Origin of the sequence: Psychrobacter sp. P2G3, from assembly GCF_001593285.1 — a bacterium.
Classification (GTDB): domain Bacteria; phylum Pseudomonadota; class Gammaproteobacteria; order Pseudomonadales; family Moraxellaceae; genus Psychrobacter.
Map to the genome: position 1 here is coordinate 2,589,743 of NZ_CP012529.1, position 24,871 is coordinate 2,614,613.

24 protein-coding genes are annotated in these 24,871 nt (G+C 40.1%); 9 read left to right on the forward strand and 15 right to left on the reverse strand.

What is annotated here, in order from left to right; genetic code table 11:
* The first annotated feature begins 86 nt into the window (after positions 1-86).
* Positions 87-746, forward strand: coding sequence for a two-component system response regulator NarL (gene narL / locus AK823_RS10500; protein WP_068329008.1), 660 nt, complete (start codon positions 87-89; stop codon positions 744-746).
* Positions 747-814: 68 nt separating this feature from the next.
* On the opposite strand, the gene AK823_RS10505 is transcribed toward narL, so the two are convergent.
* The gene (locus tag AK823_RS10505) at positions 815-2,296 is read right to left on the reverse strand and encodes an MFS transporter (RefSeq protein ID WP_068329013.1); all 1,482 of its coding nucleotides are present in this window, start codon (positions 2,294-2,296) and stop codon (positions 815-817) included.
* Between the two features lie 439 nt (positions 2,297-2,735).
* On the opposite strand from AK823_RS10505, the gene AK823_RS10510 reads away from it, so the two are divergent.
* Positions 2,736-3,122: a DUF1971 domain-containing protein gene (locus AK823_RS10510; protein ID WP_068037256.1), complete on the forward strand. Its 387-nt coding sequence runs from the start codon at positions 2,736-2,738 to the stop codon at positions 3,120-3,122.
* 267 nt (positions 3,123-3,389) lie between these two features.
* On the opposite strand, the gene AK823_RS10515 is transcribed toward AK823_RS10510, so the two are convergent.
* Complete coding sequence (locus AK823_RS10515) at positions 3,390-4,040, reverse strand: IS1595 family transposase (RefSeq protein WP_068325289.1); 651 nt, start codon at positions 4,038-4,040, stop codon at positions 3,390-3,392.
* A 93-nt stretch (positions 4,041-4,133) separates the two neighbouring features.
* Here AK823_RS10515 and AK823_RS10520 point away from each other — a divergent pair, with 93 nt between their 5' ends.
* Positions 4,134-4,475, forward strand: coding sequence for a DUF3817 domain-containing protein (locus AK823_RS10520; protein WP_265732905.1), 342 nt, complete (start codon positions 4,134-4,136; stop codon positions 4,473-4,475).
* 75 nt (positions 4,476-4,550) lie between these two features.
* Here the strand turns inward: AK823_RS10520 and AK823_RS10525 are convergent, their stop codons facing one another.
* The 7 genes from AK823_RS10525 to AK823_RS10555 form a co-directional block, all read right to left on the reverse strand.
* The gene (locus AK823_RS10525) at positions 4,551-5,225 is read right to left on the reverse strand and encodes a glycosyltransferase (protein WP_068329019.1); all 675 of its coding nucleotides are present in this window, start codon (positions 5,223-5,225) and stop codon (positions 4,551-4,553) included.
* Positions 5,226-5,303: 78 nt separating this feature from the next.
* On the reverse strand, positions 5,304-6,158 hold the full coding sequence (locus AK823_RS10530) for a class I SAM-dependent methyltransferase (RefSeq protein ID WP_068329020.1): 855 nt from the start codon (positions 6,156-6,158) through the stop codon (positions 5,304-5,306).
* Positions 6,142-6,978: a PIG-L deacetylase family protein gene (locus tag AK823_RS10535; protein ID WP_068329024.1), complete on the reverse strand. Its 837-nt coding sequence runs from the start codon at positions 6,976-6,978 to the stop codon at positions 6,142-6,144. The genes AK823_RS10530 and AK823_RS10535 overlap by 17 nt, the downstream gene beginning before the upstream one ends.
* Positions 6,966-8,084 (reverse strand): acyl-CoA dehydrogenase, encoded by a 1,119-nt coding sequence (locus AK823_RS10540; protein WP_068329034.1) that lies wholly within the window; start codon positions 8,082-8,084, stop codon positions 6,966-6,968. Before AK823_RS10540 ends, AK823_RS10535 begins: the two co-directional genes overlap by 13 nt.
* Positions 8,085-8,097: 13 nt before the next feature.
* On the reverse strand, positions 8,098-9,831 hold the full coding sequence (locus AK823_RS10545; RefSeq protein WP_068329039.1) for a trehalose-6-phosphate synthase: 1,734 nt from the start codon (positions 9,829-9,831) through the stop codon (positions 8,098-8,100).
* Positions 9,806-10,849: a trehalose-phosphatase gene (otsB, locus tag AK823_RS10550; protein ID WP_082785704.1), complete on the reverse strand. Its 1,044-nt coding sequence runs from the start codon at positions 10,847-10,849 to the stop codon at positions 9,806-9,808. Before otsB ends, AK823_RS10545 begins: the two co-directional genes overlap by 26 nt.
* Positions 10,850-11,241: 392 nt before the next feature.
* Positions 11,242-12,150, reverse strand: coding sequence for a LysR family transcriptional regulator (locus tag AK823_RS10555; protein WP_068329042.1), 909 nt, complete (start codon positions 12,148-12,150; stop codon positions 11,242-11,244).
* Positions 12,151-12,355: 205 nt separating this feature from the next.
* On the opposite strand from AK823_RS10555, the gene AK823_RS10560 reads away from it, so the two are divergent.
* Positions 12,356-13,060: a glutathione S-transferase family protein gene (locus tag AK823_RS10560; protein ID WP_068329045.1), complete on the forward strand. Its 705-nt coding sequence runs from the start codon at positions 12,356-12,358 to the stop codon at positions 13,058-13,060.
* A gap of 113 nt (positions 13,061-13,173) precedes the next feature.
* Positions 13,174-14,301, forward strand: a complete 1,128-nt coding sequence (locus AK823_RS10565; RefSeq protein ID WP_068329048.1) for a zinc-binding dehydrogenase — start codon at positions 13,174-13,176, stop codon at positions 14,299-14,301.
* A 186-nt stretch (positions 14,302-14,487) separates the two neighbouring features.
* On the opposite strand, the gene AK823_RS10570 is transcribed toward AK823_RS10565, so the two are convergent.
* Both AK823_RS10570 and AK823_RS10575 read right to left on the reverse strand, forming a co-directional pair.
* Positions 14,488-14,736: a hypothetical protein gene (locus AK823_RS10570; RefSeq protein WP_068329051.1), complete on the reverse strand. Its 249-nt coding sequence runs from the start codon at positions 14,734-14,736 to the stop codon at positions 14,488-14,490.
* Positions 14,737-15,215: 479 nt separating this feature from the next.
* Positions 15,216-15,647, reverse strand: coding sequence for an Lrp/AsnC family transcriptional regulator (locus AK823_RS10575; RefSeq protein WP_068037292.1), 432 nt, complete (start codon positions 15,645-15,647; stop codon positions 15,216-15,218).
* A 168-nt stretch (positions 15,648-15,815) separates the two neighbouring features.
* Between AK823_RS10575 and AK823_RS10580 the strand changes: the two genes are divergently transcribed.
* The 4 genes from AK823_RS10580 to AK823_RS10595 all read left to right on the forward strand — a co-directional run bounded on the left by AK823_RS10580 (position 15,816) and on the right by AK823_RS10595 (position 21,416).
* Positions 15,816-16,898 carry an ornithine cyclodeaminase gene (locus AK823_RS10580; protein ID WP_068329054.1) on the forward strand — a complete coding sequence of 361 codons (1,083 nt, stop codon included), beginning with the start codon at positions 15,816-15,818 and terminating at the stop codon, positions 16,896-16,898.
* Positions 16,899-17,266: 368 nt separating this feature from the next.
* Complete coding sequence (locus AK823_RS10585) at positions 17,267-18,226, forward strand: arginase (RefSeq protein WP_068329057.1); 960 nt, start codon at positions 17,267-17,269, stop codon at positions 18,224-18,226.
* 100 nt (positions 18,227-18,326) lie between these two features.
* Complete coding sequence (locus tag AK823_RS10590; RefSeq protein WP_068329060.1) at positions 18,327-19,730, forward strand: YjiH family protein; 1,404 nt, start codon at positions 18,327-18,329, stop codon at positions 19,728-19,730.
* A 564-nt stretch (positions 19,731-20,294) separates the two neighbouring features.
* The gene (locus tag AK823_RS10595; RefSeq protein ID WP_068329063.1) at positions 20,295-21,416 is read left to right on the forward strand and encodes a Fic family protein; all 1,122 of its coding nucleotides are present in this window, start codon (positions 20,295-20,297) and stop codon (positions 21,414-21,416) included.
* Between the two features lie 111 nt (positions 21,417-21,527).
* Here AK823_RS10595 and AK823_RS10600 read toward each other — a convergent pair whose 3' ends face one another.
* The 4 genes from AK823_RS10600 to mdcG all read right to left on the reverse strand — a co-directional run bounded on the left by AK823_RS10600 (position 21,528) and on the right by mdcG (position 24,855).
* Positions 21,528-22,331, reverse strand: a complete 804-nt coding sequence (locus AK823_RS10600) for a sulfite exporter TauE/SafE family protein (protein WP_068329066.1) — start codon at positions 22,329-22,331, stop codon at positions 21,528-21,530.
* 98 nt (positions 22,332-22,429) lie between these two features.
* Positions 22,430-23,338 (reverse strand): malonate decarboxylase subunit epsilon, encoded by a 909-nt coding sequence (gene mdcH, locus AK823_RS10605; RefSeq protein WP_068329069.1) that lies wholly within the window; start codon positions 23,336-23,338, stop codon positions 22,430-22,432.
* Positions 23,316-24,203, reverse strand: a complete 888-nt coding sequence (gene mdcB, locus AK823_RS10610; RefSeq protein ID WP_068329072.1) for a triphosphoribosyl-dephospho-CoA synthase MdcB — start codon at positions 24,201-24,203, stop codon at positions 23,316-23,318. Before mdcB ends, mdcH begins: the two co-directional genes overlap by 23 nt.
* A complete protein-coding gene (mdcG, locus tag AK823_RS10615; protein WP_068329075.1) occupies positions 24,130-24,855 on the reverse strand; it encodes a malonate decarboxylase holo-[acyl-carrier-protein] synthase in 726 nt (241 codons plus the stop codon). The genes mdcB and mdcG overlap by 74 nt, the downstream gene beginning before the upstream one ends.
* Positions 24,856-24,871 lie beyond the last annotated feature (16 nt).

Genomic DNA, 24,871 nt, shown 5'->3' on the forward strand with positions numbered 1-24,871 from the left:
GATGATAGCTTATTATTTTTGAAGACTTATAATTTTTGAAAACTTAAACCCCTTATTTTGTAGAATTTTTAATTTGCGAGTGTGTTATGAGTATCAATGTTTATACCCCTACATCTCCAGCTAAGCTTTTATTAGTCGACGATCATCCTATGTTGCGCCGAGGCATTGCAGAATTATTGAGCCTTGAGAACGATGTAAAAGTAGTTGGTGAGGCCAGTAATGGACAAGAGGCACTAGCATTTTTAGAAAATAATGAAGTAGACTTGGTTATCTTAGATCATAAAATGCCTATCCTGACTGGCCTTGAAACTTTAAGAGAAATTAGGGCTAGAGATATTGAGGTAAAAACCTTGTTGTTCACTGTCTCCGATAGTGGCGAAGACGTGCAGGAAGCTTTGAAATTGGGAGTAGATGGTTACTTACTAAAAGATATGGAACCTGAATTGATCATCGTTGATATCCGAAAAGTATTGCGAGGAGAGCTGGTCATCAGTCCAAATCTGGCATCGATACTGGCACAAACATTGCGCAAACCTAGCATCGACGATATCGCAGGCAATCTAACTACTAGAGAATTACAAGTCATTCAAATGATTGCGCAAGGGCTCAGTAATAAAATGATTGCCAATAAACTGGATATCGCAGAATCAACGGTAAAAGTTCATGTTAAACATATTCTGAATAAGACTGGCCTACGGACGCGCGTAGAAGCTGCTGTTTGGACAGTAAATCATTTATCCAAATAAGCTTATAGTTTAAAAAAAGCCACCTAACGATACGCTAGGTGGCTTTTTCATAGACAGAAAAAACACTATCAACCGTTGTATTCTTTGGCAATTTTCAGATCTACCGATGACATCTTATAGTCTTCACCAAAGGCATCTTCAGGCTCTTTTAACCAGAAGAAACAAACCATCCAAGCAATAAACGCACCTGCAGCGATGATTAAAAAGAACTGGCTTGGCTCTACAAAGGTATAAATGAACAAATAGAATACTGCGCCCACATTACCATACGCGCCTGCCATACCAGATATCTGGCCCGTTAAACGACGTTTGATTGATGGAATAATACCAAAGGTCGCCCCTTCCGCTCCTTGCACAAACACTGAGCAGAGAATGGTAAAAACGACGGCGATAAATAATGGCCACTCTGCATTTAGCAGTCCCATTAGCCCAAACCCGATACCGATGCCAAACATATATATCAGCATAACTAGGCGTCGATTACCGACACGATCAGAGATATAACCTCCTAGCGGACGCGCCCATAAATTAACGAAAGCGAAAGTTGAAGCCACAAGACCTGCTACCGTAGGATCAAGCTTCCAAGTCGCGGCAAAAAACATCGGGAGCATAGAGACCACCGCAAGCTCAGCGCCAAAGTTTGCAAAATAGCTTACGTTGAGGGCAGCAACGGATTTAAACGGATACTTGTCATCTTCAGGAATACCTGCTTTTAGCATGGGTGCATTGACGCTAATCGCCTTATAAATCTGATAAATAACGACAGCGGCGATAAGGAGATAGAAAGCCCAAGCACCGGTCTCGCTTAAAAAACCCATGTTTTTAGTACGATAAACCAATACTCCTAAGATGCCATACAAAGGAATAGTAAATAGGCAGTATAGCCAAAGATCTCGCCAGCTTGAGACCTCTAATGCGCCCGACTTACGTGATTTTTTGTGGGTATCTTCTGTAGGCCCATCTGTTATCAAAAACCAGTACGCAACACCGTATATAGCCATCAGCAAGCCTGATAAGGCAATCGCCCAGCGCCACCCATCATCACCACCGAAGAACTGCAGTGCTACCGTTGGAATAGTAATCGCCGCTGCTGCTGAACCAAAATTCCCCCAACCAGCATAGAACCCCTCCGCAAAGCCAATGTCTTTAGGCTTGAACCATAGCGCCGTCATATGAATACCGACGACGAAGCCTGCACCCACGATAGACATAAATAAACGCGCGACAAATAGCTGCATGGCTGAGGTACCAAAAGCGAAAAACCATGTAGGTATCGCCATCACTACCATCAGTATAGAGAATACCCTTCTAGGCCCAAAACGATCTAAGGCCATGCCCACAACCACTCGGCCAGGAATGGTCAAAGCGACGTTTGCAATCAAGAAGAGCTTGATATGATCTGAGGTTAAATAGCTTTCTGTCTGTAACATAGACGTCGCGAGTGGCGCCATATTGAACCAAACATAAAAGGTAAGAAAAAAAGCAATCCACGTATAGTGAAGCGCTCTTATCTCACGGCGCTCCATTTCCAGCAGCTCTTTTGCATGCATGATAAATACTCTCCACCATAAAACTTGTCAGTTATGAATAGTTCTGATGGAAACAAGATAGCAATAAGTAGTAGCCTTAACTATTGAGCAAAAGCAGTATAAAACCTAGTTTTAATACTACTTAATGAGGATTAAAAGCTATCACTCATTTCTTTTATACTTTTTAATACTTAAAGTCGCATGACGATATAGTAGATCCACTATAAAATAAATACAGCACTACTGGAATAAATTTTGCGCAGCCTCTGTCTGCGTAGGCACAGCAAGCAAGGAAAATTTATTCCAGTAGTGGATTATAATTTATGTACTTCTTTTATTTAGGACTGACCATAGTAAAACAGTCTATAAGTTGTTATATTGTGAGAATGATTATCATTAATATTTAAGAACAAGCTTAAAATAAACTGAAAACAAAAGACTTATTAACCAAGGAGCTATCATGACTCGTGCAATCATCCCAAGTCACTGGAAAATAAAACGCTCTACGCACTTTTTTACCAAAGATAAAGTTCCCAAAGCCTTATTAACTCATCACAATACTGCAGAGGGCGTATTTGGCCAAATTTGTGTCATGCAAGGTGTTGTCACCTTTTACGGATTTGCCAACGAAGCCGCTACCGAACCGGAGCAGACCATAGTCATTAAAGCAGGAGAATTTGCCGTTAGTCCACCGCAATACTGGCATCGCGTAGAGTTGAGTGACGACGCACAATTCAATATCAACTTTTGGACCGAAGGTGATACTGCTAACAAGTCACTGTTCAACAGCTCTACCATTCATAGCAAACCTATTAAGAAGTTATTTGATAAGCCTGATGAGCAATGATGACCCTATATATACTGTAAGTGTTGGTTCTAAAAACTCAGCTAAAAAAACCCCCAGTCATTAAACTGGGGATTTTTGGATTTTGCACTACCACATAAGCAACAATCATCGAACGCATGTCAATTGAAGGCTCAACAAGTACGGCGATCTAGGCGCAAAGTACTAAATAGCTGCTGACACAAACTAACACTTCAAAGCCCTAAGAGAAGCCAGTATCATAGCAACATTGAATTAACCCTAAATTATTTATGGGGCTGTCCTAGATAACTAGTTCAGTTCCTTTTTAACCCATTGTTTTAGCTGACGTAATTGACGTTTCGGATCACTGTAGTTAAAACGCCACTCACATTCCTTTAAAAACAGATGGAAATGCTCTTTTGGGATGCCATTATATTTACGCATATGACGCTTTGCTTGACTCCAAAAGTTCTCTATTCCGTTAATATGATTACTGTCTTGTACAAACTCTTTTGAATGGTTAATGCGGTAATGGGTAAACTCACTGACATCAAGTGCGTTGTAACTTCTAAAGGAGTCTGTGTAAACGATACTATCAGGCTTTACTTTCTCTCTTATAATAGGGATTAAGGTATCAGCTCTGGCATTAGGGATGATACAAGCATAGACGCTACCATTGCGCTTAAGCAGTCCAAAAACAGGAACTTTGTTACCAGCACCGCGACCACGTTTGCCTTTGCGTCTGCCGCCAAAGTAGCTCTCATCAACTTCTATTTCGCCTTCTAGAAGGCCAGGTTCCTGACTATTTTCATAAATCAGTAGTCTTAGCCTGTGAAAGTAATAGCTGGCTGTTGTTTTATTAACACCCACTAAGCTTGCTGCTGTTCTTGCGGTAGAACCGGCAACAAATAGTTCGATAAGCTTAGTTTGTTTGTACCAACTTAATCTACTCTTTCTCATATGACTATCCTAGATTATTTTACTTATCTAGGACAGCCCCTTATTTATTAATAATAACCAAAGGAAAATACAGTGTCGCAGGCTCAGCCAACTATCGAACAAACACCTCACCTCACAAAAAAGCAAAACAGCGCATTAAAAAACCTTACCATCATGGGCTATCTAGAAGGTACTTCCTTCTTGTTGTTGCTCGGCATCGCCATGCCACTAAAATATATGATGGGCATTCCAGAAGCTGTGAAATATGTCGGTATGGCACACGGCGTGTTATTTATCGCCTACATCGTAATACTCATGGGCTCAACCATCAAAATTAAAATGCCGCTTTGGGCTATGCCCGCAGGTGTGCTCGGCTCGTTTTTACCGTTTGGCCCATTTATATTCGACCACTTTTTGAAAAAAAGCTTAAGTAAAAACGAGAAGATAGCAGCCTAAGATAAGTTCTGCTGGGGATTAAGTTGTTTTAAATAGCTGCTTTAAATAATTGCTTAAAGTAGCTGTTCTAAACAGCTACTGCAAATTGCCTTTTTCTAAATTTGCTAAAAATGCGGCAAATCCTTCTGTCGCCCGAGCATCTAAACGGCTGCTAGTAATCACACGGACGCGATTGCTCCAAGTAATAGCATAGCCTTTGGACTCAAATTTTTTAACCAAATCCACATCTTCATGGCACCTTAATGGGGCAAAGCCGCCAACGGTGAGATAGGCCTCACTGCTAAAACTTAAGTTTGCCCCATGAATATGGCGATGTCCCATCATATCTTGATAATGAGCCATATAATCTGCGCGCGTTTGCGGGGTTAAATTCACCCAGCTATCAACGCTCACCACGCCGCAAATCATATCGGTGGGCTGGTCAGTAATATGGGTAATTTGCTGCACCAGCCAATCTTTAGTCACTACTGAATCGGCATCTGTACAGGCAATCCAAGTTGCGCCATGTGTAATCGCATGGCGAATACCCAAATCTCGCACCCGTCCCACACAGCGATAATCATAGCTTATATAATCAACGCCTGTACCTTTGACTATCGTAAGCGTCTCATCAGTGCAGCTATCAAGCACCACCAGCGGATACGCCGCAATAGTTGAGGGTAATTGCGCAATAGCGGTCTGAACCGATGCCAAGCAATTGGCAATAGTCATCGCCTCATTATGAGCGGGAATCACGATAGCGATTTTCATGTCGACGCTGTGCCTCCCCTTATACCGCCCAACATGCCACCCACTATTTTGCAGACTGTCATACGCGGTTATACCCCATCATATTAAGTTTTCTTGCATAGCAACGGACTTTGGAGAGTGTTGCCAAACATCTAATAAAAAATCACTATCTACAATCTGGCTTTGATGAGTAAAAGCAGGGTGAATAAAAGCGGGATGAGTAAAAATTGGATGAGTAACAGTTGAACGATCCACTTCATTATTTGTCACATTAAACGCTCGGTGTAAACGTTGGTGCACCGTCTCCCCCGTCATCGCAAAGCCATCAATGGCATAGCGCCAATGACAGCACAACAATGTACCGCCTACAGCTAGGTTTTGTTTAATCCAAGTGATAACCGTATCAATATCAATGGGCGATAAATAATATAAAATCTCACTAATAACGATTAGATCAAAGGGTGGTTTATTAGCAGATGCGCCATCCGATAAAGGATACGCTTGTAGAAGCGCATCGTCTAAACTCAGTAATACGTGAGGAATAACTCCTTGTATCACCTTAGAATGCGATGACTTTCCCAAGCGTTGTTTGGCAAGTTGTACCGCCTGAGTGTTACCATCTATACTGAGCAAAGCCTGACAACGACGGGCCAGTAATTTACTAAATACACCATTGCCACAGCCCAATTCAATGCCATTGTCATACTCTGCTTGTGGCAAAACTGCGAGAGACATTTCACGTTTTCGTTTTTCATACCAGCGGGTCTGATACTGCCATGGGTCGCTATTATCACTATATAACGCATCAAAATACGTCTCTGAATAGGTATCAGATTGGGATTGGGATTGGGATTGGGATTGAGAGTCAGATTGAGTACAGTCTATTGAAGTAGCGCTAGCAACGTTTAAACTGTCAAGATTCATTGACGGCGTAGATTTAGGATTGTGGCTCATACAAATAAACCTCCCAAGGTTGGCTAATTCTGGCGATGGTTTGAGCCGATAAAATAGGCGGGTTACCCGTACTCTCATCAACGGTAATTTGGCTAGTAAAGCAAGCAATAGCTTGAGATTTACGTTGTACTTGCTCATCGGTTAAATCAACTCTGACAGCACAGTGCCAAGGAATACGACTATCGGCAGGCTGTGCCCAATGCCACGCCCAAATCAATACTTGATAACAGGCTAGATGATGCTGCTTAGCAAATCCGGCGACCACTTGCCCTGTTGCCTCGTGGTCAGGATGTCCGTCATGAATAAAGGGCGTCACTAAAATATCGTCAGGCTGGATAATGGCTGCTAACTTTTCGTTAAACTGTGCCTGCTCAGCGAATACATCGCCATCAGTCAATTCTAGGGCAATAGTCGTCACTTGATGAGCTATGCCCAATACAGCTAATGCTTTAATACTTTCTTGCGGACGGATAATATCAAGCTGCTCTGGCGGATAAATCCTTGAGTCTGGATGGCTTTGTGTGCCGTTAGTCACGTGAATAAGAAAGATTGGATTGCCATTAATAGCCAGTTGTTGCAGCAGACCACCACAGCCTAATACTTCATCATCAGGATGTGGCGCAAAGATACACACCCGCTGGTGCGCTGGAAAGTGTTTCGCCATATTTAATCGAGGCAGATTGTGCAGCCCTTGCCAATTTTGCCACGCGTCTTGACTGGTACCATCGCCTTTAATAACGCGGTCGCCAACAATCGGATGGTTGCTTTTTATAATATTATCTTTTATAGAGTCAGCCTTACTAGGCATTATAGTTGCCATATGTTCTCCCGCCTATCAGTTAAGTCGCTGGTCAAGCTGCTAGCTGATTCGCCAGCTAAAACACTAGATAACTCGCCAATCTTTTGCAGATCAAACGCGCCATGACTTTGACGAATAAATACTGGCAAATCTGCTGCTAATCTTGCAAAATGAGCATTATTACAAAACGGTGCTGCGCCTAATGCCTGTCCGACGCCCTCCAGTACTTGGCGCGCCACCTGCTCAACGTTTGCTCTTAATTGACGAATAGCAAGCTCATGGCTGTGCTGCGGCTGGGTATCTATTAAGTGAGCAACATGATAAAAATACTGCCGAGTGACTGCCAATGCTGTCCCAATTTGCCCCAAATACATGGCTTTATAATCGTTCGGTTTTTGTTGATACGCGGTGATTAAATAGCCTGCGAGACAGGTCGCTGCGCCATACCAGCAAGCGGCAACCCCTGCTGCCCCATGCCAAAATCCCACCCGTTCTAAATACACATTTGCTGCCCCAACCTTACTGGCCGCCACCCCATTAAACTGTAGGGTGGCGGTATCAGTGGCTTGCATGCCGACTGCTTGCCAAGCCCTGTTGTCAATCTCAATGCCAGCTTGCTGCATATCTACTATAAGTAGCTGCGAATGACCTTGCTCATCTCGATAAGTGATTAGCCCATGATCAACAATATTTGCCCCCGAACACCATGCTTTGATGCCTGTAACTTTACCCTCTTGATAGCTCAGAGGATGTCCCTCTGCCGCCCAAACCGCCCATAGTCCTTGTGCCGGTTTGTCATAACCCACTTCATGCAAAATACTGAGCGCATCCAAATGTGATTCAAACCATTTGGCAATCGTCAAATCAATACCTGCCACATAAGCCAAAACTTGCCAGCGGATGAATGTATTTGAGTTAGTTTCACATTTGTTTTCTTTAACATCAGCGGCAGCACTAGCAGGATGAGGAATTCTATCGCTATAAGTGACTAAAGTATTTAATATCTCATGGCGCAATTTATCAGTTATACAAAGCGTGCTGAGCGCTTGATTATTAGCGGCTAGAATCTCTTCTACAACAGCTTGAATGTTTTCTAACAAAGAACTTTCTGCATTTAACCGTAACATAGGGGTTTCCTAATTATTCTTGTAAGTCAAACGTATGGATATTGGCTGAATGCGAGTTATTTGTCTGAGGTCTGTTGCCACCGTATAGGTCATCTAAGAAATTTTGCTGCCAAGCGTGTAAATCATCTTGCTGCAGTCCTTGCAATAACGTCTGATAGCGAGACTTTCGCTGCGCTAATGGCATCGTCAAGGCAGTTTTTAAACCCTGTATTATGCTTTTTGGCTGATGCGGATCGACAATCACCGCTGCTTGCATTTGCTCAGCCGCCCCTGCATAGCCTGACAACAATAACACCCCAGGATTCTCAGGATTTTGGGCAGCAATATATTCTTTGGCGACTAAATTCATACCATCTTTGAGTGAATTTACCCAACCAATATCACTGTGCCAAAATGCTCTCATCAATGTCTCGTGGTTCAACACTTTTTCGCTATACGTAATCGCCTGCCAATTATTTGTTAAGTCGTCTGTCAAATCGTCTATCAAAGCATCAGCATCCAAAAAACCAATTTCAAAGGCATCCGCTTGATATTCATTAGGTAAGAATTGCTGATTGATATCATTGACTGCTTGTTTGACACTTTTATAAAGCCGTTGATAAACCGGTAAATCTAAACGGCTAGGACAAGCAATTTGCAATAGTTTTAACTGATTTTGATAGGCTGGGTTTTGCTGTAGAAAAGAACCATACGCTGAAAAACGCTCTAATAAACCTTTAGAATAATCAATTCTATCTACCGCTATTATTTGCTGGGCGGCAGGCTTTGTAGCGCTATCTTTATACGTATGTTTTGCAAACTGGGATGAGAAATGTGAGGATAAATGGCTAACTTGCTGCTGGATTTTGTCTACATTAACGCCGATTGGATAAGCATTGATTGTTAGACGATGCGGAATACTCAAGTCTATATTGAGCATCAGCTGTACACCAGCGGAGTTTGTAGTTTTGGAAAAACTTTGCTCGGCATGTAAAGTGCTTGGTAGAGAAGATTTTGAAAAAATTTCCTGCAAATACCTATCTTTTAAATAACTGTCTCGTGAATAGCTATCTTTTACATACCTGCTTTTCAAAAGACTTTTTTCTAAAAATTCATCCTTTAAATAATGTTGGAATACGTCAATGCAGTTGGTTTTATCTTGCTCAGTTTGGGTGCCGAGCACATCATAATGAGCAAGATACCTAATCAGTTCAGAGCTTTTTTCAAGCTGTTGCCAAAATGCTAACGGGGCAAACGGAATGTGCAAAAAGAAGCCGATACGATTTGTCATACCCATTTGCTTGCAATAATACGCCACGCTTAAAAAGTGATAATCATGTACCCAAATCACATCATCGGTTTGAATAATCTTTTTTAACTGCCTGGCAAAGAGGCTATTTACCTCTTGATAACCTGCATAGTCCTCTGCTGTTTGACTCATTAAATCAGGTTGCTCATGCAGTAGCAGCCACAGCACATTATTGGCAAAACCGCAGTAAAAGTGCTGATATTGTTTGCTCGTTAGGGCCGTAGTCATATAAGTGACTTCTGCATTGGTCTCATGCATATATGCTGAAGTAGCTTGTTTATTGATGCTGAATTCATTGTTATCACAGTTGTCATCAGCCTCAACAACCTCACCATTCCAACCCATCCAGATGACTGAATTTCCTACTAATACGTCGTGCAAGGCTACTGCAAGCCCGCCTGCCATTGGATTGCCATCGGGCATTTTTACCCGATTAGATAAGACGATTAATCGGCTCATATGATTTATCTCGTTGTTCTTTCAGCAATGGAAGATTAGCGTCTGCTAAATCAGACGATAAAGTGGCGTTTCTTTGATAAAAGACAAATTGGCAAAAGCTTAAAAAGTTATCAAGTAGAACTGTTACCTCGTGAATATTATTTACGTAGTAATGAGCACATGTTGGCCCACTACCTACTTTAATACCCATACCTTTTACTGAACTATTCACTGAGCTATTCGTTGAACTACAGAATTTTTGTATTGCTCTTTTTTCACTTACCTTGTTTTTGGATACTTCGTTTTCAAATACTGTGTTTTCATTTTGTACAGCAATAAAACCTGCCTCATCGGTAATGTCATCACCAATAAAAATGGCACATAGCTCCTTGTCAGTTTGCATTTTTTCTAACAAGGTTAAGATCGCTGTACCTTTATCCGCTCCTTTTGGCACAATCTCCCAGACGTATTTACCCTGCTTCAACGTCCAGTTAGCATAATTACTTAAGGTTTTTAGCATAATGGTATGAGCCACATTGGCTAACGTAGGATTTTTACGAAAGTGCAAAGCAACGGAATAAGGCTTATTTTCTATGGTTAAGTCACTATATGACGCACTATATTGGCTAGTAATCTGCCTTATAGCAGTAAGTTCGGCATTATCAACATGCGCGGTGCTTGTAACGTTATTGTCGTTTTTTTTGCCTATAGCACTATTAAAGCTACCATTAAGTGCTATTTCTAATCCGTGCGTTGCTGCAATTGGCAATTGTAAAGGTGAGAGCATTTGCCTTGCTTCAGCAAGACTACGCCCTGTCACGATGGCGACTTGTACCCCATAGTTTTGTATTCGTTGTAAAAGCAATAATGTTGCATTTGGGATGATGCTATCTTTTGGATCAAGGGTAAAATCTGCAAGCGTACCGTCTATATCCAAAAACAAACAATAATCTCGCTGATGAGATAAATAATCAGCAAAATTATTTGGTTGGATGTATATAGCTGGCGTATTTAAGCTATGATTTCTTCCTGAAGTCACGCTCGTTCCTTTTTCTTTTTAATAGGACGTTGTGTCTAGCCTAATTTAATTCATATTCAAAATAAATTATGTATTAAAAGCTAACATGTTCGTAAGTATTTGTTTGTAAACAATAATAACCTACTAACAAGTTTGCCATAAAGCCAGCTACCCTGTGATGGCAAAAGTATTCAATTTGGTATAAATTTCTTTAGTGTAAGTCTTTTAGTTCATAATTTATTAATACTTGATGTAGTCGCTCCAGCATAAAAGGAATACCGTGTTACTGGGATGAATTTTTCGCAGCCTCTGTTATAGCAGCACGCAAGGAAAATTTATACCAGTAGCACGTTCTAAGAAGTGTATTTAAGATTAACTATAGTCGGTAATATCAATTTGATTGATGATTATTTTCATGACGCTTCCACTTTTATTCTTGCAACCAAAAAATCTACGGCTGCTTTTACTTTTGGCACTAGATAGCGCTGCTTTTGATATAACAAATACACGGCCATATCAGCATGTTGCGTGATTGCCAATTCATGCTCAAACTTGAGCTCTTGCAACTGCCCTGATTCAAGATATGACGCTAATGCCCAGCGAGTTGACATCAGAATACCTTCGCCCTCACAAGCCTTTCTCGCCAGCCACGGCCCATTATTTGAAATCGTGATCGCTGGCCCTGAGACATCATGCCATTGACCATCCACATGACATAACCAAGGCGTTGGCCCTGTTGGCGCTTTAAAATACAGACCATTATGTTGCTTTAACTCCATCACATTTTTAGGCATACCGTATCTTTCTAAATAGCTTGGTGAAGCGACAGGGATAAACCCATTATCCATGAGCCTTATCGCTAATACACGCTCATTGGGTGCGTAACCACCACGAATAGCGATATCAACATCGTCACGTCCCAGCGTTGATAATTCATCACTTAAGCTAACATCTAGGACAATCTCAGGGTATAACGCGCTAAATTCATCCAACAATGGCAATAGGATTTTTTCACCAAAGCCCACCATTGAGCTGATGCGCAAACGTCCCATTGGCGTGGTTTGGTAACTGCGAACCGTTTCATGGCTTTGTTTTAACTGACTTAATATTTGCTGTACATCGTTATAGTAAATCTGCCCCACTTCTGTCAGTTTGACGATGCGGGTCGAACGCTTTAATAACGTCGCACCCAAACTCTTTTCTAAATCAGCGACTCGCCTTGAGAGCGATGAGGGCGGCACATCAAACACCTTCGCCGCTTTGGTAAAGCTGCCTGTTTCGGCGACTTTACTGAAATAGCGTATTGCCCGTAATTGATCCAACTCACTTCTCCCTTTAAGAAACACCTACTCATTTTCGCTCTATTATTGTCTTAAAAGCAATAGTGATTCACATTTATCCTTATATACAAGCCAATTAAAACCAGTAATAATAGATTCAACTTAGACATTGCAGCTTTAGTTTCGTTTCTCCGGCAATGCTTCGGCAATAAAAATAACAATCACCTTAATAATGGATAACTGACTGATGATTACTTTGCACGGCTTTGCTGCTAGCAACTATTACAACCTAGTAAAACATGTCCTTTTATATAAACAACTGCCATTTCAAGAAAATCTGGTTTACGGTGGTAGTGACGAATTGCTGGCAGTCAGTCCAGTTGGCAAAGTACCTGCTATCACAACGCCTGAGGGCCTTAATCTTTCAGAATCGAGTGTCATTTGTGACTTTATCGAAGAGCGTTATCCTGACACTCCTCTATACCCTACAGATGCTGGCGAACGTGCGGTCGTGCATCAAATTATGAAAATAGCAGAGCTTTATTTAGAGCTGCCAAGCAGACGCCTGATTCCTTTTGCCTTTTCAGGTACGGCTATTCCTAAGCCTGTTGTAGCGGAAGTACGCCAAGTATTAGAGCGTGGCATTGTTGCTTTAAATCGCCTAAGTCAGTTTTCACCTTGGATTGCTGGCGAGCAATTTACCATGGCTGATATCTACGTTTATTACGTTAGCACCATTGTTAGCAATTTTGCCTCAAAGCAACTTGACTGGGATGTATTGGCAGAGATACCAGGTATGAAAGAGTGGAACGAAGCGATGAGTCAATCTGCCATTGCTCAAACAATAGAAGCAGATCGCTTGGCAAACATGCCTGAGTTTATGCAGAGGGTAAAAGAGCAAATTCAAGCAGTCAACGCAGTCAACGCAGTCAATGCAGCCAATGCCGATTAGTTTTAGCAAAAAAAACGAGCCCTAAGCTTTATTTAAATTCAATAACACATACTTTGACCAATATAAAAAGTGATTGGTTTAACACCATTAATTATTTGCAGGAGCAAAACACGATGACCGATACAAACACCCAACTAGTCTCAACCATCAGCGCAGACAACAAACTAACGCTATCTTTACAAGACATCGACATGCCACAACCGAGTGCTGACGAAGTCGTTGTACGCATTGAAGCGGCGCCATTAAACCCGTCTGACCAAGCAGTGTTGTTTAGCGCCGCTGATATGTCCACAGCGACTCAGTCAGGTACAGAAGATCGTCCCGTTATCACGGCGGACGTTGCCGCGCAGTTCATGCCAGCGCTGAAAACGCGTGCTGGCAAAGACACACCTGTAGGCAATGAAGGCGCAGGAACCGTGGTTGCAGCAGGGTCATCACCTGCAGCACAAGCATTGATGGGTAAAACAGTAGCGGTGATTGGCGGCGGTACTTATCGTCAATATTTATCTGCCAACATACAAAGCTGCTTAGTATTAAAAGACGGCACAACCGCTAAAGAAGGCGCTTCCTCTTTTGTGAATCCGCTGACTGCACTGGCAATGGTTGAAACCATGCGTGCCGAAGGTCACAAAGCCATCATTCATGCGGCAGCTGCCTCTAGCTTGGGTCAAATGCTCAACCGTATTTGTATGGCTGATGGCATTGATTTAATCAACATCGTACGCAAAGAAGAACAAGAAACCTTGCTACGTGATATGGGCGCAAAATATGTGGTTAACTCAAGCAAAGATTCTTTCCTTGCTGACTTGACGGCAGCAATTACTGAAACGGTTGCTACGATTGCATTTGATCCTATCGGTGGCGGTCAATTAGCCAGCGATATCCTGAACTGCATGGAAGCGGCAATCACTCGCGATGTCGAAGAATACAATGTGTATGGCTCTAATACATTCAAACAAGTTTATGTTTATGGCGGATTAAACCGTGGCCCTATTACGCTAAATCGTAACTTCGGTTTTGCTTGGGGTGTTAACGGCTTCTTGTTATTCAATGCACTAGGCAAACTAGGCACTGAAACGGTCATGTCGATGCGTAAACGTGTGGCAGAAGAAATCACCACCACCTTTGCTAGTCGCTACACCCATGAAGTGTCATTGGCAGAGGCGCTACAATTGGATTCGATAGCGGCTTACTCTAAACAAGCGACAGGTGAGAAATACTTAATTACCCCGCAAAGCTAGTGGTTGCTGAAATAATAGATTTTTAAATTAAAAAAAAGCAGATACTATTTATAGTATCTGCTTTCGTATATCTTTAACGGTTATCTAACGCAAATAGAAAAAAGTTTCTACTTCAACAAAACCTCTTGCAAGCTGCCTTAAATTAGCTGATCTTTACTTATCGTTTATAACTATTAGTCTTTGACCTTAAGCCTGCTTACTTGCTATACATTTCTTCATCGCTTCTTTTTCAGTAACGCTTAGGCGAACTTGTGACCTATCCATATCCAAATTAGCTCGACACTCCAGTCTCATTTTTTTTAATTCAGTAGATGTAGCTGGTTTTTGAATATCATTCATCTCATCTGCAAAGGCGATACTCGGCACCATAGCATTGGCAGAATAACTTGTTGCACTGAGTAATGTGGCTAACAATATAAACAAGGTCTGTTTCATTAGAGGTCTCTATCAATTTTTAAAGTGCGTTTTTAATTAGTGTCAAGATCGACTAACGAATAATTTAAAGCACTGTTTGTGACTCTAAGCTCGCTCAGGCTATTATGCCGACTGATTGCTATCATAGCTGGTATATACGTTACGTAGTTTGATGAAAGTTAAAGAAAGGTAACAGTTTTTGCGCTCAATAAGGATTTATAGAAATATTGGCTTGCGATGATGAGATGCGACCAAAACATCCTAACAATCGCACTCAAATGATTTGGTAAAAAAAGGTATGTTAGAAAAGTCTGCTGCTTCAGGACGTAGTACGAATTAGATTTATAGCAAAAACTATGAACTTTGAAGGGGTTTTATACTGAGTGCAAGTCTATTACATTAAAACAAGATATATGAATAAACTCCTGTTAATACGTTCAGTTTATCAAGTTTGGTTCTACGGTTTCTTCAGCATACCTCTATTTTTAAATATGGTCACATTACAAACTCGAAAGCAGAACACTTGTTTCGCTATTCAAAATGCCATCAATCTCTCTTACTTGACGCAGCACTTCATCAAATTCTCTCAAGCTTGTAGTGTGTATCTCTGCTACCAAGTCCCACGCACCATTTGTCGTATGTAGCTTAATGAGTTGCGGGATGCCTCGTAACTTCCTAATCACTTGTGACGTAGACTTTCCTGTTACTTCAATCATCATCATAGCTTTGACGGTTTCTTTGTCTAGTGCCTCATGCACTCGAATCGTAAATCCTAAAATAGCACCGTTATGAATCAATCTATCCAATCTGTTTTGGATAGTGGCACGAGAGACTTTGAGTTTTTTAGCAAGGTTTGAGATGGTTGCTCGACCATCTTGTCGAAGTTCAGATATCAGTTCGCTATCTAAAGAGTCATAAGTGTAATACGCCATAAAAATGCTTCCTTCATTGAGTTTTGACATTATGCTAAATAGCACCTAACAATATGCCAAAAAAATGTCCATATTTAATAACTTATTGACATTTTAACTGACAATTATAGTTGGTAGGATATTAATTGTCGGTTCAATAAACAATATTCATGAAAAGGAACAGAATTAATGTCTAAATTTATCGTACCACCCAAGGAAGGCGTTCCATTCGTTAGTGTACAAGCGATGGCTAAAATGATTCATGATTATGGCGTTGAGCAATGTATCACAGATCTAGTGGATGCTTTAGAGCAAGATTTCCTTCGTTGGGATCAATTCGAGAAATCTTCTCGCTTTGCTTCGCATTCAAAAGACGGCGTCATAGAGCTCATGCCTGTAAGCGATGGAGAGATGTTTGCTTGTAAATATGTCAATGGTCATCCAATTAATACCAAACGAAATTTACAGACCGTAGCGGCTATGGGTATCTTGTCTGATGTTGAAAACGGGTACCCTATTTTGCTGACAGAAATGTGTATCCTTACGGCATTACGTACGGCTGCCACATCAGCTATGTTGGCCAAACATTGTGCACCAAAAGGCGCTACAAAACTGGCGTTAATAGGAAACGGTGCTCAGTCTGAATTTCAAGCGTTGGGTATGAAAGCCATAATGGGTATCTCAGAAGTTCGTTTGTATGATATTGACCCAGCGGCATCACAGAAAACGGCTGATAACCTTTCAGACTCAGGTTTGAAAGTGATTGTTTGTCGCACGTTAGAAGAAGCTGTTTTAGGTGCAGAGATCATTACTACCTGTACGGCTGATAAAACAAATGCCACTATTTTACGAGACGATATAATTATAAAAGGTGTTTATATCAATGCGATAGGCGGTGATTGTCCTGGTAAGACAGAGCTGGATAGCAATATATTAATGCGAGCAGATCGTGTGATTGTAGAGTTTGAGCCTCAGACACGCATTGAGGGAGAGATCCAAAATCTATCAAGCGACTTCCCTGTTATTGAATTTCATCGAATCCTCAAAGGTGAAGTGCAAGCTCGAACGTCAGCTGATGATCTCATAGTGTTTGATGGCGTTGGTTTTGCCTCAGAAGACTTTACGGCTTTGGTATTTTTACGCGACTTGATCAGAGAGCAAGGAGGATATGAGATTTTAGATCTGATACCTCAGCAAGCTGACCCTAAAAATCTATACTCGGTAGTGAAAGACCATAGCATAGTGACCAATGAAGCTATGGCTGTGTCATAAGTAATTAATATAGTCAGTCCAATATGAAAAAGATACGGCGGGACTGGGAAGAATTTTTTACAGCCTCTGTCGGTGTAGGCACAGCAAGCCAGAAAAATTTATACCAGTTTCGCGTTATTAAATAATGTATCCGTTTTATTTAGTATCGACTATACAAAAAAATAAGCCCTTCTCATTTTGTGTAACGTTTAAAACCAACATCATTTTTTAAATTTTATCTATGTTTAGCAAGGCTCTTGGACAGTTATGGATATGTTTATTATTTTAAATCTATCTGCTATTTTTCAAGAGCTTTAATATAGAAAAATCAATTTAACCCCAAATTTAAATGATATAAAAAATTTATTTTTTTTAATAGAGACAAAATCATGACTGATATGATGAAAAATATAAGAATAGTAGAAGTTTATTCAGATATTGCAGGATATAAAAAAGGCGCTTCTCTAGGAATTGATGCATTAAAATCGTCATCAAAAGAACTCAATGCAGATTATTTTGAAAAATTGCAATTCGACAGTATTGAGGATGATAGTAATAGTGAAGGGGAATCACAATTTGCGCATGCAAAATATGCTGATGTGATTGAACCGATTATCTCTAAGTTAGCACATAAAATAAAAGATATAAGAAATGAGAATAAATTCCCAATTGTTTTAGCTGGAGATCATTCTAGTTGTGCAGGAACGATGCATGGCCTTAAGATGGCGCATCCCAATTCTGAAATTGGTGTGGTCTATATAGACGCACATGCTGACTTTCATTCACCATATACCAGTGGCTCAGGAAATATGCATGGAATGCCTTTGGCTATGGCTTGTGCAATTGACAATCTGGAATGTCAGCGAAATGAGCTTTCTGAAAAAGAAAAGGAGTATTGGGAGAGATTAAAATTTATGGCTTCTGATGAGCCATCAATCAAGCCTGAAAATGTGGTTTTTTGTGCCGTTAGAGATTATCAAGAAGAAGAGATGGATTTAATTAAAAGACATAAAATCCCTTTATATACCGTTGCTGAGATAACTCAAAAAGGAATCAGTTCCACAGTAGAGGAAATCTTCAAAAAATTGGAATATTGCGATCACATTTATGTCTCATTTGATGTTGATAGTGTGGATCCTTTATATGTTCCAGGAACAGGTACGCCTGCAATGAATGGCCTGTCATATGAACAAGCAATGCAACTCAACATAGAATTAATCAAGAATAAGAAAGTATGCTGTTGGGAAATGGCAGAAATCAATCCTTTGTATAACAATTCAAAAGATGACTCAACCAGAATATTTAAAATTTTAGAAAAAGTGACACAGTCTCTTTTAAATAATTACTAGTGTGAAGTTATTTAAAATGAGTTAAAGCATCTAACCTAAGTATATTTATTGCAAATATTTCTTTAGGTTAGTTAAAAAATGGACTGCGAGTAACAATAATATGGACATTATTAAAGCCAGTGCTTCGAGTCAAGGTGTTAGCAGTATCAATATCAGACAGTTTTTAAAATTCTTTATACCATCTATAATAGGTTTGATGCTTTTCGTATTTCCAATTCCATATGTAGATGGTAGATTTGTATCATATGCAGAAGGATTTACCATTCCTATCTCTGTGTTAAAGGACTATATACAAGGTTACATGGGTGACCTTTTGCCACTGTTCGTCGTAATCTCAATTATGATTACATTGTGTTGTACGCTCTATACTAAAATCATGAAACCTTCATTGATTTTAAATAATGCATTTTTAAATAACTTACTGAACGTCACAACACCTTGGCTTATTATTAGAATGCTTGGTGCATTTTTTGTTGTCGTTACCTATTTCAAATATGGTTATGAATTCATATATTCAGATAGTATCGGGGGCTTAATATTATATGAATTAATGCCAATACTTTTTATCGTATTTTTCTTAGCTGGATTATTGCTACCATTACTACTTGATTTTGGCTTATTAGAGTTTTTTGGTGTTTTATTAAGTAAAGTGATGAGACCTCTATTTGGTTTGCCCGGTAGGTCCTCTGTAGATTGTTTAACATCATGGTTGGGTGATGGAACCATTGGCGTATTATTAACTGATAAACAATTGGAAGGTGGGTTTTATACTAAAAAAGAAGCGGCAGTTATTGCTACCAGTTTTTCAGCAGTCTCGATTACATTCTGTTTGGTTGTCATCTCTCAAGTTAAGCTAGAAAGCTACTTTCTCAATATGATTGGGGTGGTTGCTTTATGCGGGATCGTTTGTGCTTTGATAGTACCAAGGTTATTGCCTTTATCTAAAATTGACAATACGTATGTAGTCGAGAATAGTGATAGAGATCATGAAACTATTCCTGAAGGAAAAACGTTATTTACGCACAGTTTGCATAAAGCCGTTCACAAAGCAGAAAAGAGTCCAAGTTTTTCTACCTTCTTAAAGGATGGGTTAAAAAATATTTTGGATATGTGGATCGGAATATTACCCGTCGTTATGGCAATCGGGACGATGGGCTTAATCGTTGCCGAAGAAACACCTGTATTTGATTATTTAGGTATGCCGTTTATCCCATTCTTAGAGTTATTGAATATACCTTTTGCAGCAGAAATGTCGAAAACGATCATGGTAGGTTTTGCCGATATGTTTTTGCCTGCGATTATCGGCTCTTCAATAGAATCAGAATTAACTCGATTTGTCATCGCTTGCTTGTCAGTATCTCAGTTGATCTATATGTCGGAAGTAGGTGGATTGATCTTGGGAACCAAAATTCCAGTGAGCTTTTTTCAGTTATTAATAATTTTTCTATTAAGAACCATTATTTCATTACCGATTATTGCAATATGTGCTCATATGATTTTTTAAGTATAAGGCTATTTATAGATTAATCTAGTTTTATTCATCGTTGCTTTTTCAGGTAATTTATAGCTAATTAAACAACCTTGATTATAGAGTGCCGCAAGCAAAGATTTTCCACTATAGCCCATATATTACAGGCATAAAAAAAGTCCCAATCATAAGATTGGGACTTTCGAATTTGGTAGGCATAAGCAGATTCGAACTGCTGACCTCTACCATGTCAAGGTAGGTCAAGCAACTATTCTTAAAAGGCATAATCTTACATGCACTGTCTCTAAAGGCTTATAGCTTTATACTCGCAATAAAAATCAGTACAAAATTAACATGCATTAATATTTAACTCGTAATTGGTCACTGCCATTTTACAGTTCTTTGACCCCTACTCTTTCCTGAATTATGTTAGAACTAACCTAGATTTTCGTCCATTAGAGCTAATTTATTCACTCTATTCTTTCATTTGATACCTTTTAGAGCGCTTATTCATAGTTGAAATACATTGAACAAACCTTTTATTCTCTGCATAATATGCAGAGAATAAACTTCTAATTACCGTATAACTTAGGGGAAATCATGAAGCATGTGACCTACATCCATGAAAGATCAGACTGGACACAATGGCAATGGTCGGATAAAAAACTATTGCCACTAGTTAGTCGTTTGCGGATGCTACAGGGACACCTGCTTGGCAAACTATTAACGTTAGGGTTTGATTTGAACGTTGAAGCACAGTTAGATGCTGTCACTCTTGAAGTCGTTAAAACGTCTGAGATTGAAGGTGAGACGTTAAATGATGAGCAAGTACGTTCTTCTGTTGCGCGTCACTTAGGCTTAGATACTAGTGGCATGCCCGCTGCTACGCGCGAGATTGATGCAGTTGTTGAGATGATGCTTGCAGCCACTTGTGATTATCAAACGCCGCTGACATTGAATGATTTACTGAGATGGCATAGCGCTTTGTTCCCGACAGGATATAGTGGACTGTATAGTATTAAAGCAGGAGAAATCCGTGATGATAGTAAAGGACCTATGCAAGTGGTATCTGGTGGCTACGGGCGTGAACAGGTTCATTTTGTGGCGCCAAGTGCAGATAGATTATCTATAGAACTAGAGCGCTTCCTATTATGGTTCAATACGCCAGCTGATGAGCAAGATAATTTAGACCTTGTCATTAAAGCGGGTGTCGCTCATCTATGGTTTGTCACATTGCATCCTTTTGATGATGGCAATGGCCGCTTGACTCGTGCAATAACTGAACGGGTGCTAGCGCAAAGTGATGATAGTATGCAACGTTTTTACAGTATGTCAGCTCAAATACTTAAACAGCGTAATGAATACTACAAAATACTAGAACGTACTCAAAAAGGGGATTCAGATATTACTGAATGGTTGGTTTGGTTTTTACAAGCACTAGAGCAAGCATTGCTATCAGCACAAACAACAACGAATAAAATTATCAGCAAAGCAAGCTTTTGGCAGACCTATCGTCAGCAACCATTGAACCCAAGGCAAGTAAAGATGCTCAATATATTACTGACTGACTTTTATGGCAAACTCACGACCAAAAAATGGGCGACGATGACGAAGTGTTCAACAGATACCGCCTTAAGAGATATTAATGATTTGGTAGAAAAAGGTATGTTAGAAAAGTCTGCCGCTTCAGGACGTAGTACGAGTTATGAGGTGGTCTTATAAGTTTGTGGACTTCAAATACTATTGGTCAAAACTCTATGTCCATCACTGTAAGTACTGACATTAACCTAGGTATAAAAAATGTCTAACAAATAGCTTTTTAAGCTAAGACACTTACAATACCCCAATACCACTCAACAATAACTGCCCGCCAGCGAACAATAATAATACTCCAAATGCACGTTTAAGCATCAAGGCTGGCAATACATGCGCAAGCTTGGCACCGACTTTTGCCATAGCGAAGCTGGCAACTGAGACATATAAAAACCCACTAACATGTACAAAGCCTATCGTACCTTCAGGAAGGTTAACCACGTCTTGACCAAACCATGCAAAACCTACTGCTCCAGCCAAAGCAATTGGCAAACCACAAGCGGCTGAGGTTCCAACTGACTGCTTCATTGGCAGTCCTGCCCAATTTAAAAATGGAACAGTCAAACTACCACCACCGATACCGAAAATAGACGATGCCATACCAATCCCCGTACCAGCACCAAACTGTACACCAGCGTGCGGTAATGGCTTGTCCACTTGCTCTTTGCTAGATAAGAACAACATCTTTAAAGCCATTAATAATGCACCAATACCAATAATAATTTGCAATACCTTGCCATCAATCATATCGGCAATACCTGCTCCAACTAAACCACCAAGGACTAGACCTAATGCCATACTACGCCAAACTTCCCAGCGTACACCGTCACGCTTATGATGTGCCGTCAGGGAACTGATAGATGTCACAACAATAGTCGCAAGAGAAGTACCAATCGCTAAATGGGTAATCACTTCAGGAGGGAAATGATACGCAGTAAAAATCCACACTAGTACTGGCACAATAATCATGCCGCCGCCCACACCGAACAAGCCAGCACTGACGCCCGCGAACGCACCTGCAATGACAAACCACACATATAACATCATATAGCCTACTTTTTATTATAATTATTCGTATACGATAGACTTATTAAACAAATCAGGTATCAGGCTTTAAATGATACAAGCCATCAACTAGAATCTTAGCTATTTCTTTCTATCCACTCTTTCAACCCATCTAAATTACGAAAGTCATCCCAACTTCTGCAAGGCACATGGGGGAGCAAGTTATTTACCATTCTAGACAAAGCATTGCCTGGACCTATTTCTATCACCATGCTTGGCTGATACTCTTCAATATTTTCCATACAACAGTACCAATCTAATGCGTGATCGATTTGACGTGACAAGATATCTAAACCTTGATTTGTCTCGCTGTACCTTACGCCTTCAGTCGCACTAACAATCGGTATTGTCATAGCGGATAAAGCTAATGAGTCTGTATATTTACGGAACTCTGCTGACGCACCCTGCATCATTACCGTATGTGATGGTACTGACACATTTAACAGCTGCACACTTTGCGCACCTAGTGTTTGAGAAATTCTTGCTGCCTGTTCAAGATTTTTCTTATGACCACCTATAATAAATTGGTCTCTATTAATCTTGATAGATAGATAGGTTTTGCTCTCTTCAAGCAGTTGATCCAATTTACTATCAGGCACACCTTTGATTGCTAATAGCCCACTAGACTCTGTTACTTCTTGCTGCATAAGGTTGGCTCTTTTACTAACTAAATCTAGCCCTTCCTCAAATGTGAGCTGGCTACTACAACAAAAGGCACTTACCTCTCCTAAAGAATACCCAGCAAAAGCCATTGGTGCTGCAATCAATTGACGTAGCTGATGCCATCGATAGTATTGCAAAGTATAAATAAACGGTTGCGCAACTTTGTTATCAAACAACTTATCACTATCAGAATTTTCACCGAATAGCTCTGGTACCATAGCGCTTAGAATCGATTGGTCGTGCTCCGAAGTATAGGTCAGTACTTCATCCACGTGCTTTTGGCTTTGTAGGCCTTGCCCACTAAATAGGATAATTAAATTCATTTTCCACCTTATAAAAGAATATCGTGACGGCCAATAGATCAGCACTACCACCTGGGCTGAGGTTATGATGAATAAAATACTGATTGATATTACTTACTTTTTGGCGCCAATCTGATTGATGAACACCCCCTTGCTGCAAAAACTGTTTCGCCAACGCTTGAGCATTTTCTAAGTCTTTTATCCCGCCCCGCCACACAATATTAGTATCTGATAATACAGATATCAGTGTCATTAATGCTTGTATACTGGCTTTTTCAAAATCTCGCGTGCTATAAATAGTGTCATAGAAGCATGGTAAAACGTCAGTTAAAATAACCTCAAAGCCATTAGAAACCATTTCGATAGCACCAGTTATACCGTACTTCTTGAACATTTTTTGACCGTGACTATCTGGCTCACGCTTCAAACGAGTCGTTAAATCAAACTGCCACCTGTCAACCAATTGCTCACAAATATTGATAGCTGTTAACGGTATTTCTGCTTGTATGCACCTACCAATCGCCGCACATACAAAACCCAGATTAAATATTGCACCTTTATGAGTGTTAATATTGTTGGTAGCCTCCCTCATTTTTTCTTCTTGGTAAATTCCCATATTTTTTAAGTCATCGAATGGCCTATCGTCATAGCCAAACTGACTTAAAGTGGAAAAATATCCTTTCAAAGAGGTGATGCTATTTATAAAGGTATGGTGGTTCATATCTGTGTGACTACCATTGCTTGAAGGACAGACAAGACCCGGTTTATTTTCAAGACTTAATTCATCATATAAAGCTTCAAGTGCTAAATTATCAATCTGCTGCCAGACTGCCTGTGTGGGCAATAAAGGTTTGTTTGTTTGATCTAATAAAGTCTTCAAATTCATCAGTATTCCATCCTAGTAATACGTCTATTTTTTGAAGCTTGATATCACAAAGGGTTTTCACTAAAACGGTTGGAATATCAAACATAATGGCGTAGATTAGTTCATTAAAAGATATGTCGTTACATCCATGTAATCTTATCTCCCCATCAATTTTTAAACCCACGGCAGATTTAGCAAGTAGGTTAAAGGCTTCCATTTCTAATAATATTTGTGAGATATTATTGCTGTGTGCAACGATTAAAACATCCAAATCTGATGTTGGTTTCACAAAAGGCAAACCAGTAAAATATTGATTGGCAAAGGAGCCATAGACACGCACATCACAACCTAAATGAGAGCAGCGTTCGATAAATTTTTGAGTATGTTTTTGAATCGCTTGCGGTAATTGAGATATCAAAGCCTCAAGTGCTAAAGGTGAAGTGATGACTTCAGGCGTTTTAGATAGCTTTAGTGCTAAACGATATTTACGACCGTCTTCTATATAACTAGTAGCAACTTTGATTACACTATTAATATCTTGTCTACAAGCAGTTAATGGCTGTTGAGATTCAATCATCTTACCAACAGCTGTCGTCACAGATGAAGGTAGAGATGCATTCATAAAATCGTATGATTCATGTGGTTGTAAGTAAACTAAATCATGACGTTGCATACATCTCACCTCTATA

What these genes read in the sequence shown, in the direction of transcription:
- AK823_RS10540 (WP_068329034.1), bottom strand. Translation starts at nt 8,084, where the DNA reads ATGTTACGGTTAAATGCAGAAAGTTCTTTGTTAGAAAACATTCAAGCT.
- AK823_RS10565 (WP_068329048.1), top strand. Translation starts at nt 13,174, where the DNA reads ATGACCGATACAAACACCCAACTAGTCTCAACCATCAGCGCAGACAAC.
- AK823_RS10525 (WP_068329019.1), bottom strand. Translation starts at nt 5,225, where the DNA reads ATGAAAATCGCTATCGTGATTCCCGCTCATAATGAGGCGATGACTATT.
- AK823_RS10600 (WP_068329066.1), bottom strand. Translation starts at nt 22,331, where the DNA reads ATGTTATATGTGTGGTTTGTCATTGCAGGTGCGTTCGCGGGCGTCAGT.
- AK823_RS10585 (WP_068329057.1), top strand. Translation starts at nt 17,267, where the DNA reads ATGACTGATATGATGAAAAATATAAGAATAGTAGAAGTTTATTCAGAT.
- mdcH (WP_068329069.1), bottom strand. Translation starts at nt 23,338, where the DNA reads ATGAATTTAATTATCCTATTTAGTGGGCAAGGCCTACAAAGCCAAAAG.
- AK823_RS10570 (WP_068329051.1), bottom strand. Translation starts at nt 14,736, where the DNA reads ATGAAACAGACCTTGTTTATATTGTTAGCCACATTACTCAGTGCAACA.
- AK823_RS10580 (WP_068329054.1), top strand. Translation starts at nt 15,816, where the DNA reads ATGTCTAAATTTATCGTACCACCCAAGGAAGGCGTTCCATTCGTTAGT.
- AK823_RS10560 (WP_068329045.1), top strand. Translation starts at nt 12,356, where the DNA reads ATGATTACTTTGCACGGCTTTGCTGCTAGCAACTATTACAACCTAGTA.
- AK823_RS10575 (WP_068037292.1), bottom strand. Translation starts at nt 15,647, where the DNA reads ATGGCGTATTACACTTATGACTCTTTAGATAGCGAACTGATATCTGAA.
- narL (WP_068329008.1), top strand. Translation starts at nt 87, where the DNA reads ATGAGTATCAATGTTTATACCCCTACATCTCCAGCTAAGCTTTTATTA.
- AK823_RS10515 (WP_068325289.1), bottom strand. Translation starts at nt 4,040, where the DNA reads ATGAGAAAGAGTAGATTAAGTTGGTACAAACAAACTAAGCTTATCGAA.
- mdcB (WP_068329072.1), bottom strand. Translation starts at nt 24,203, where the DNA reads ATGAATTTGAAGACTTTATTAGATCAAACAAACAAACCTTTATTGCCC.
- AK823_RS10595 (WP_068329063.1), top strand. Translation starts at nt 20,295, where the DNA reads ATGAAGCATGTGACCTACATCCATGAAAGATCAGACTGGACACAATGG.
- AK823_RS10510 (WP_068037256.1), top strand. Translation starts at nt 2,736, where the DNA reads ATGACTCGTGCAATCATCCCAAGTCACTGGAAAATAAAACGCTCTACG.
- AK823_RS10505 (WP_068329013.1), bottom strand. Translation starts at nt 2,296, where the DNA reads ATGCATGCAAAAGAGCTGCTGGAAATGGAGCGCCGTGAGATAAGAGCG.
- AK823_RS10545 (WP_068329039.1), bottom strand. Translation starts at nt 9,831, where the DNA reads ATGAGCCGATTAATCGTCTTATCTAATCGGGTAAAAATGCCCGATGGC.
- AK823_RS10535 (WP_068329024.1), bottom strand. Translation starts at nt 6,978, where the DNA reads ATGGCAACTATAATGCCTAGTAAGGCTGACTCTATAAAAGATAATATT.
- AK823_RS10590 (WP_068329060.1), top strand. Translation starts at nt 18,327, where the DNA reads ATGGACATTATTAAAGCCAGTGCTTCGAGTCAAGGTGTTAGCAGTATC.
- AK823_RS10530 (WP_068329020.1), bottom strand. Translation starts at nt 6,158, where the DNA reads ATGAGCCACAATCCTAAATCTACGCCGTCAATGAATCTTGACAGTTTA.
- mdcG (WP_068329075.1), bottom strand. Translation starts at nt 24,855, where the DNA reads ATGCAACGTCATGATTTAGTTTACTTACAACCACATGAATCATACGAT.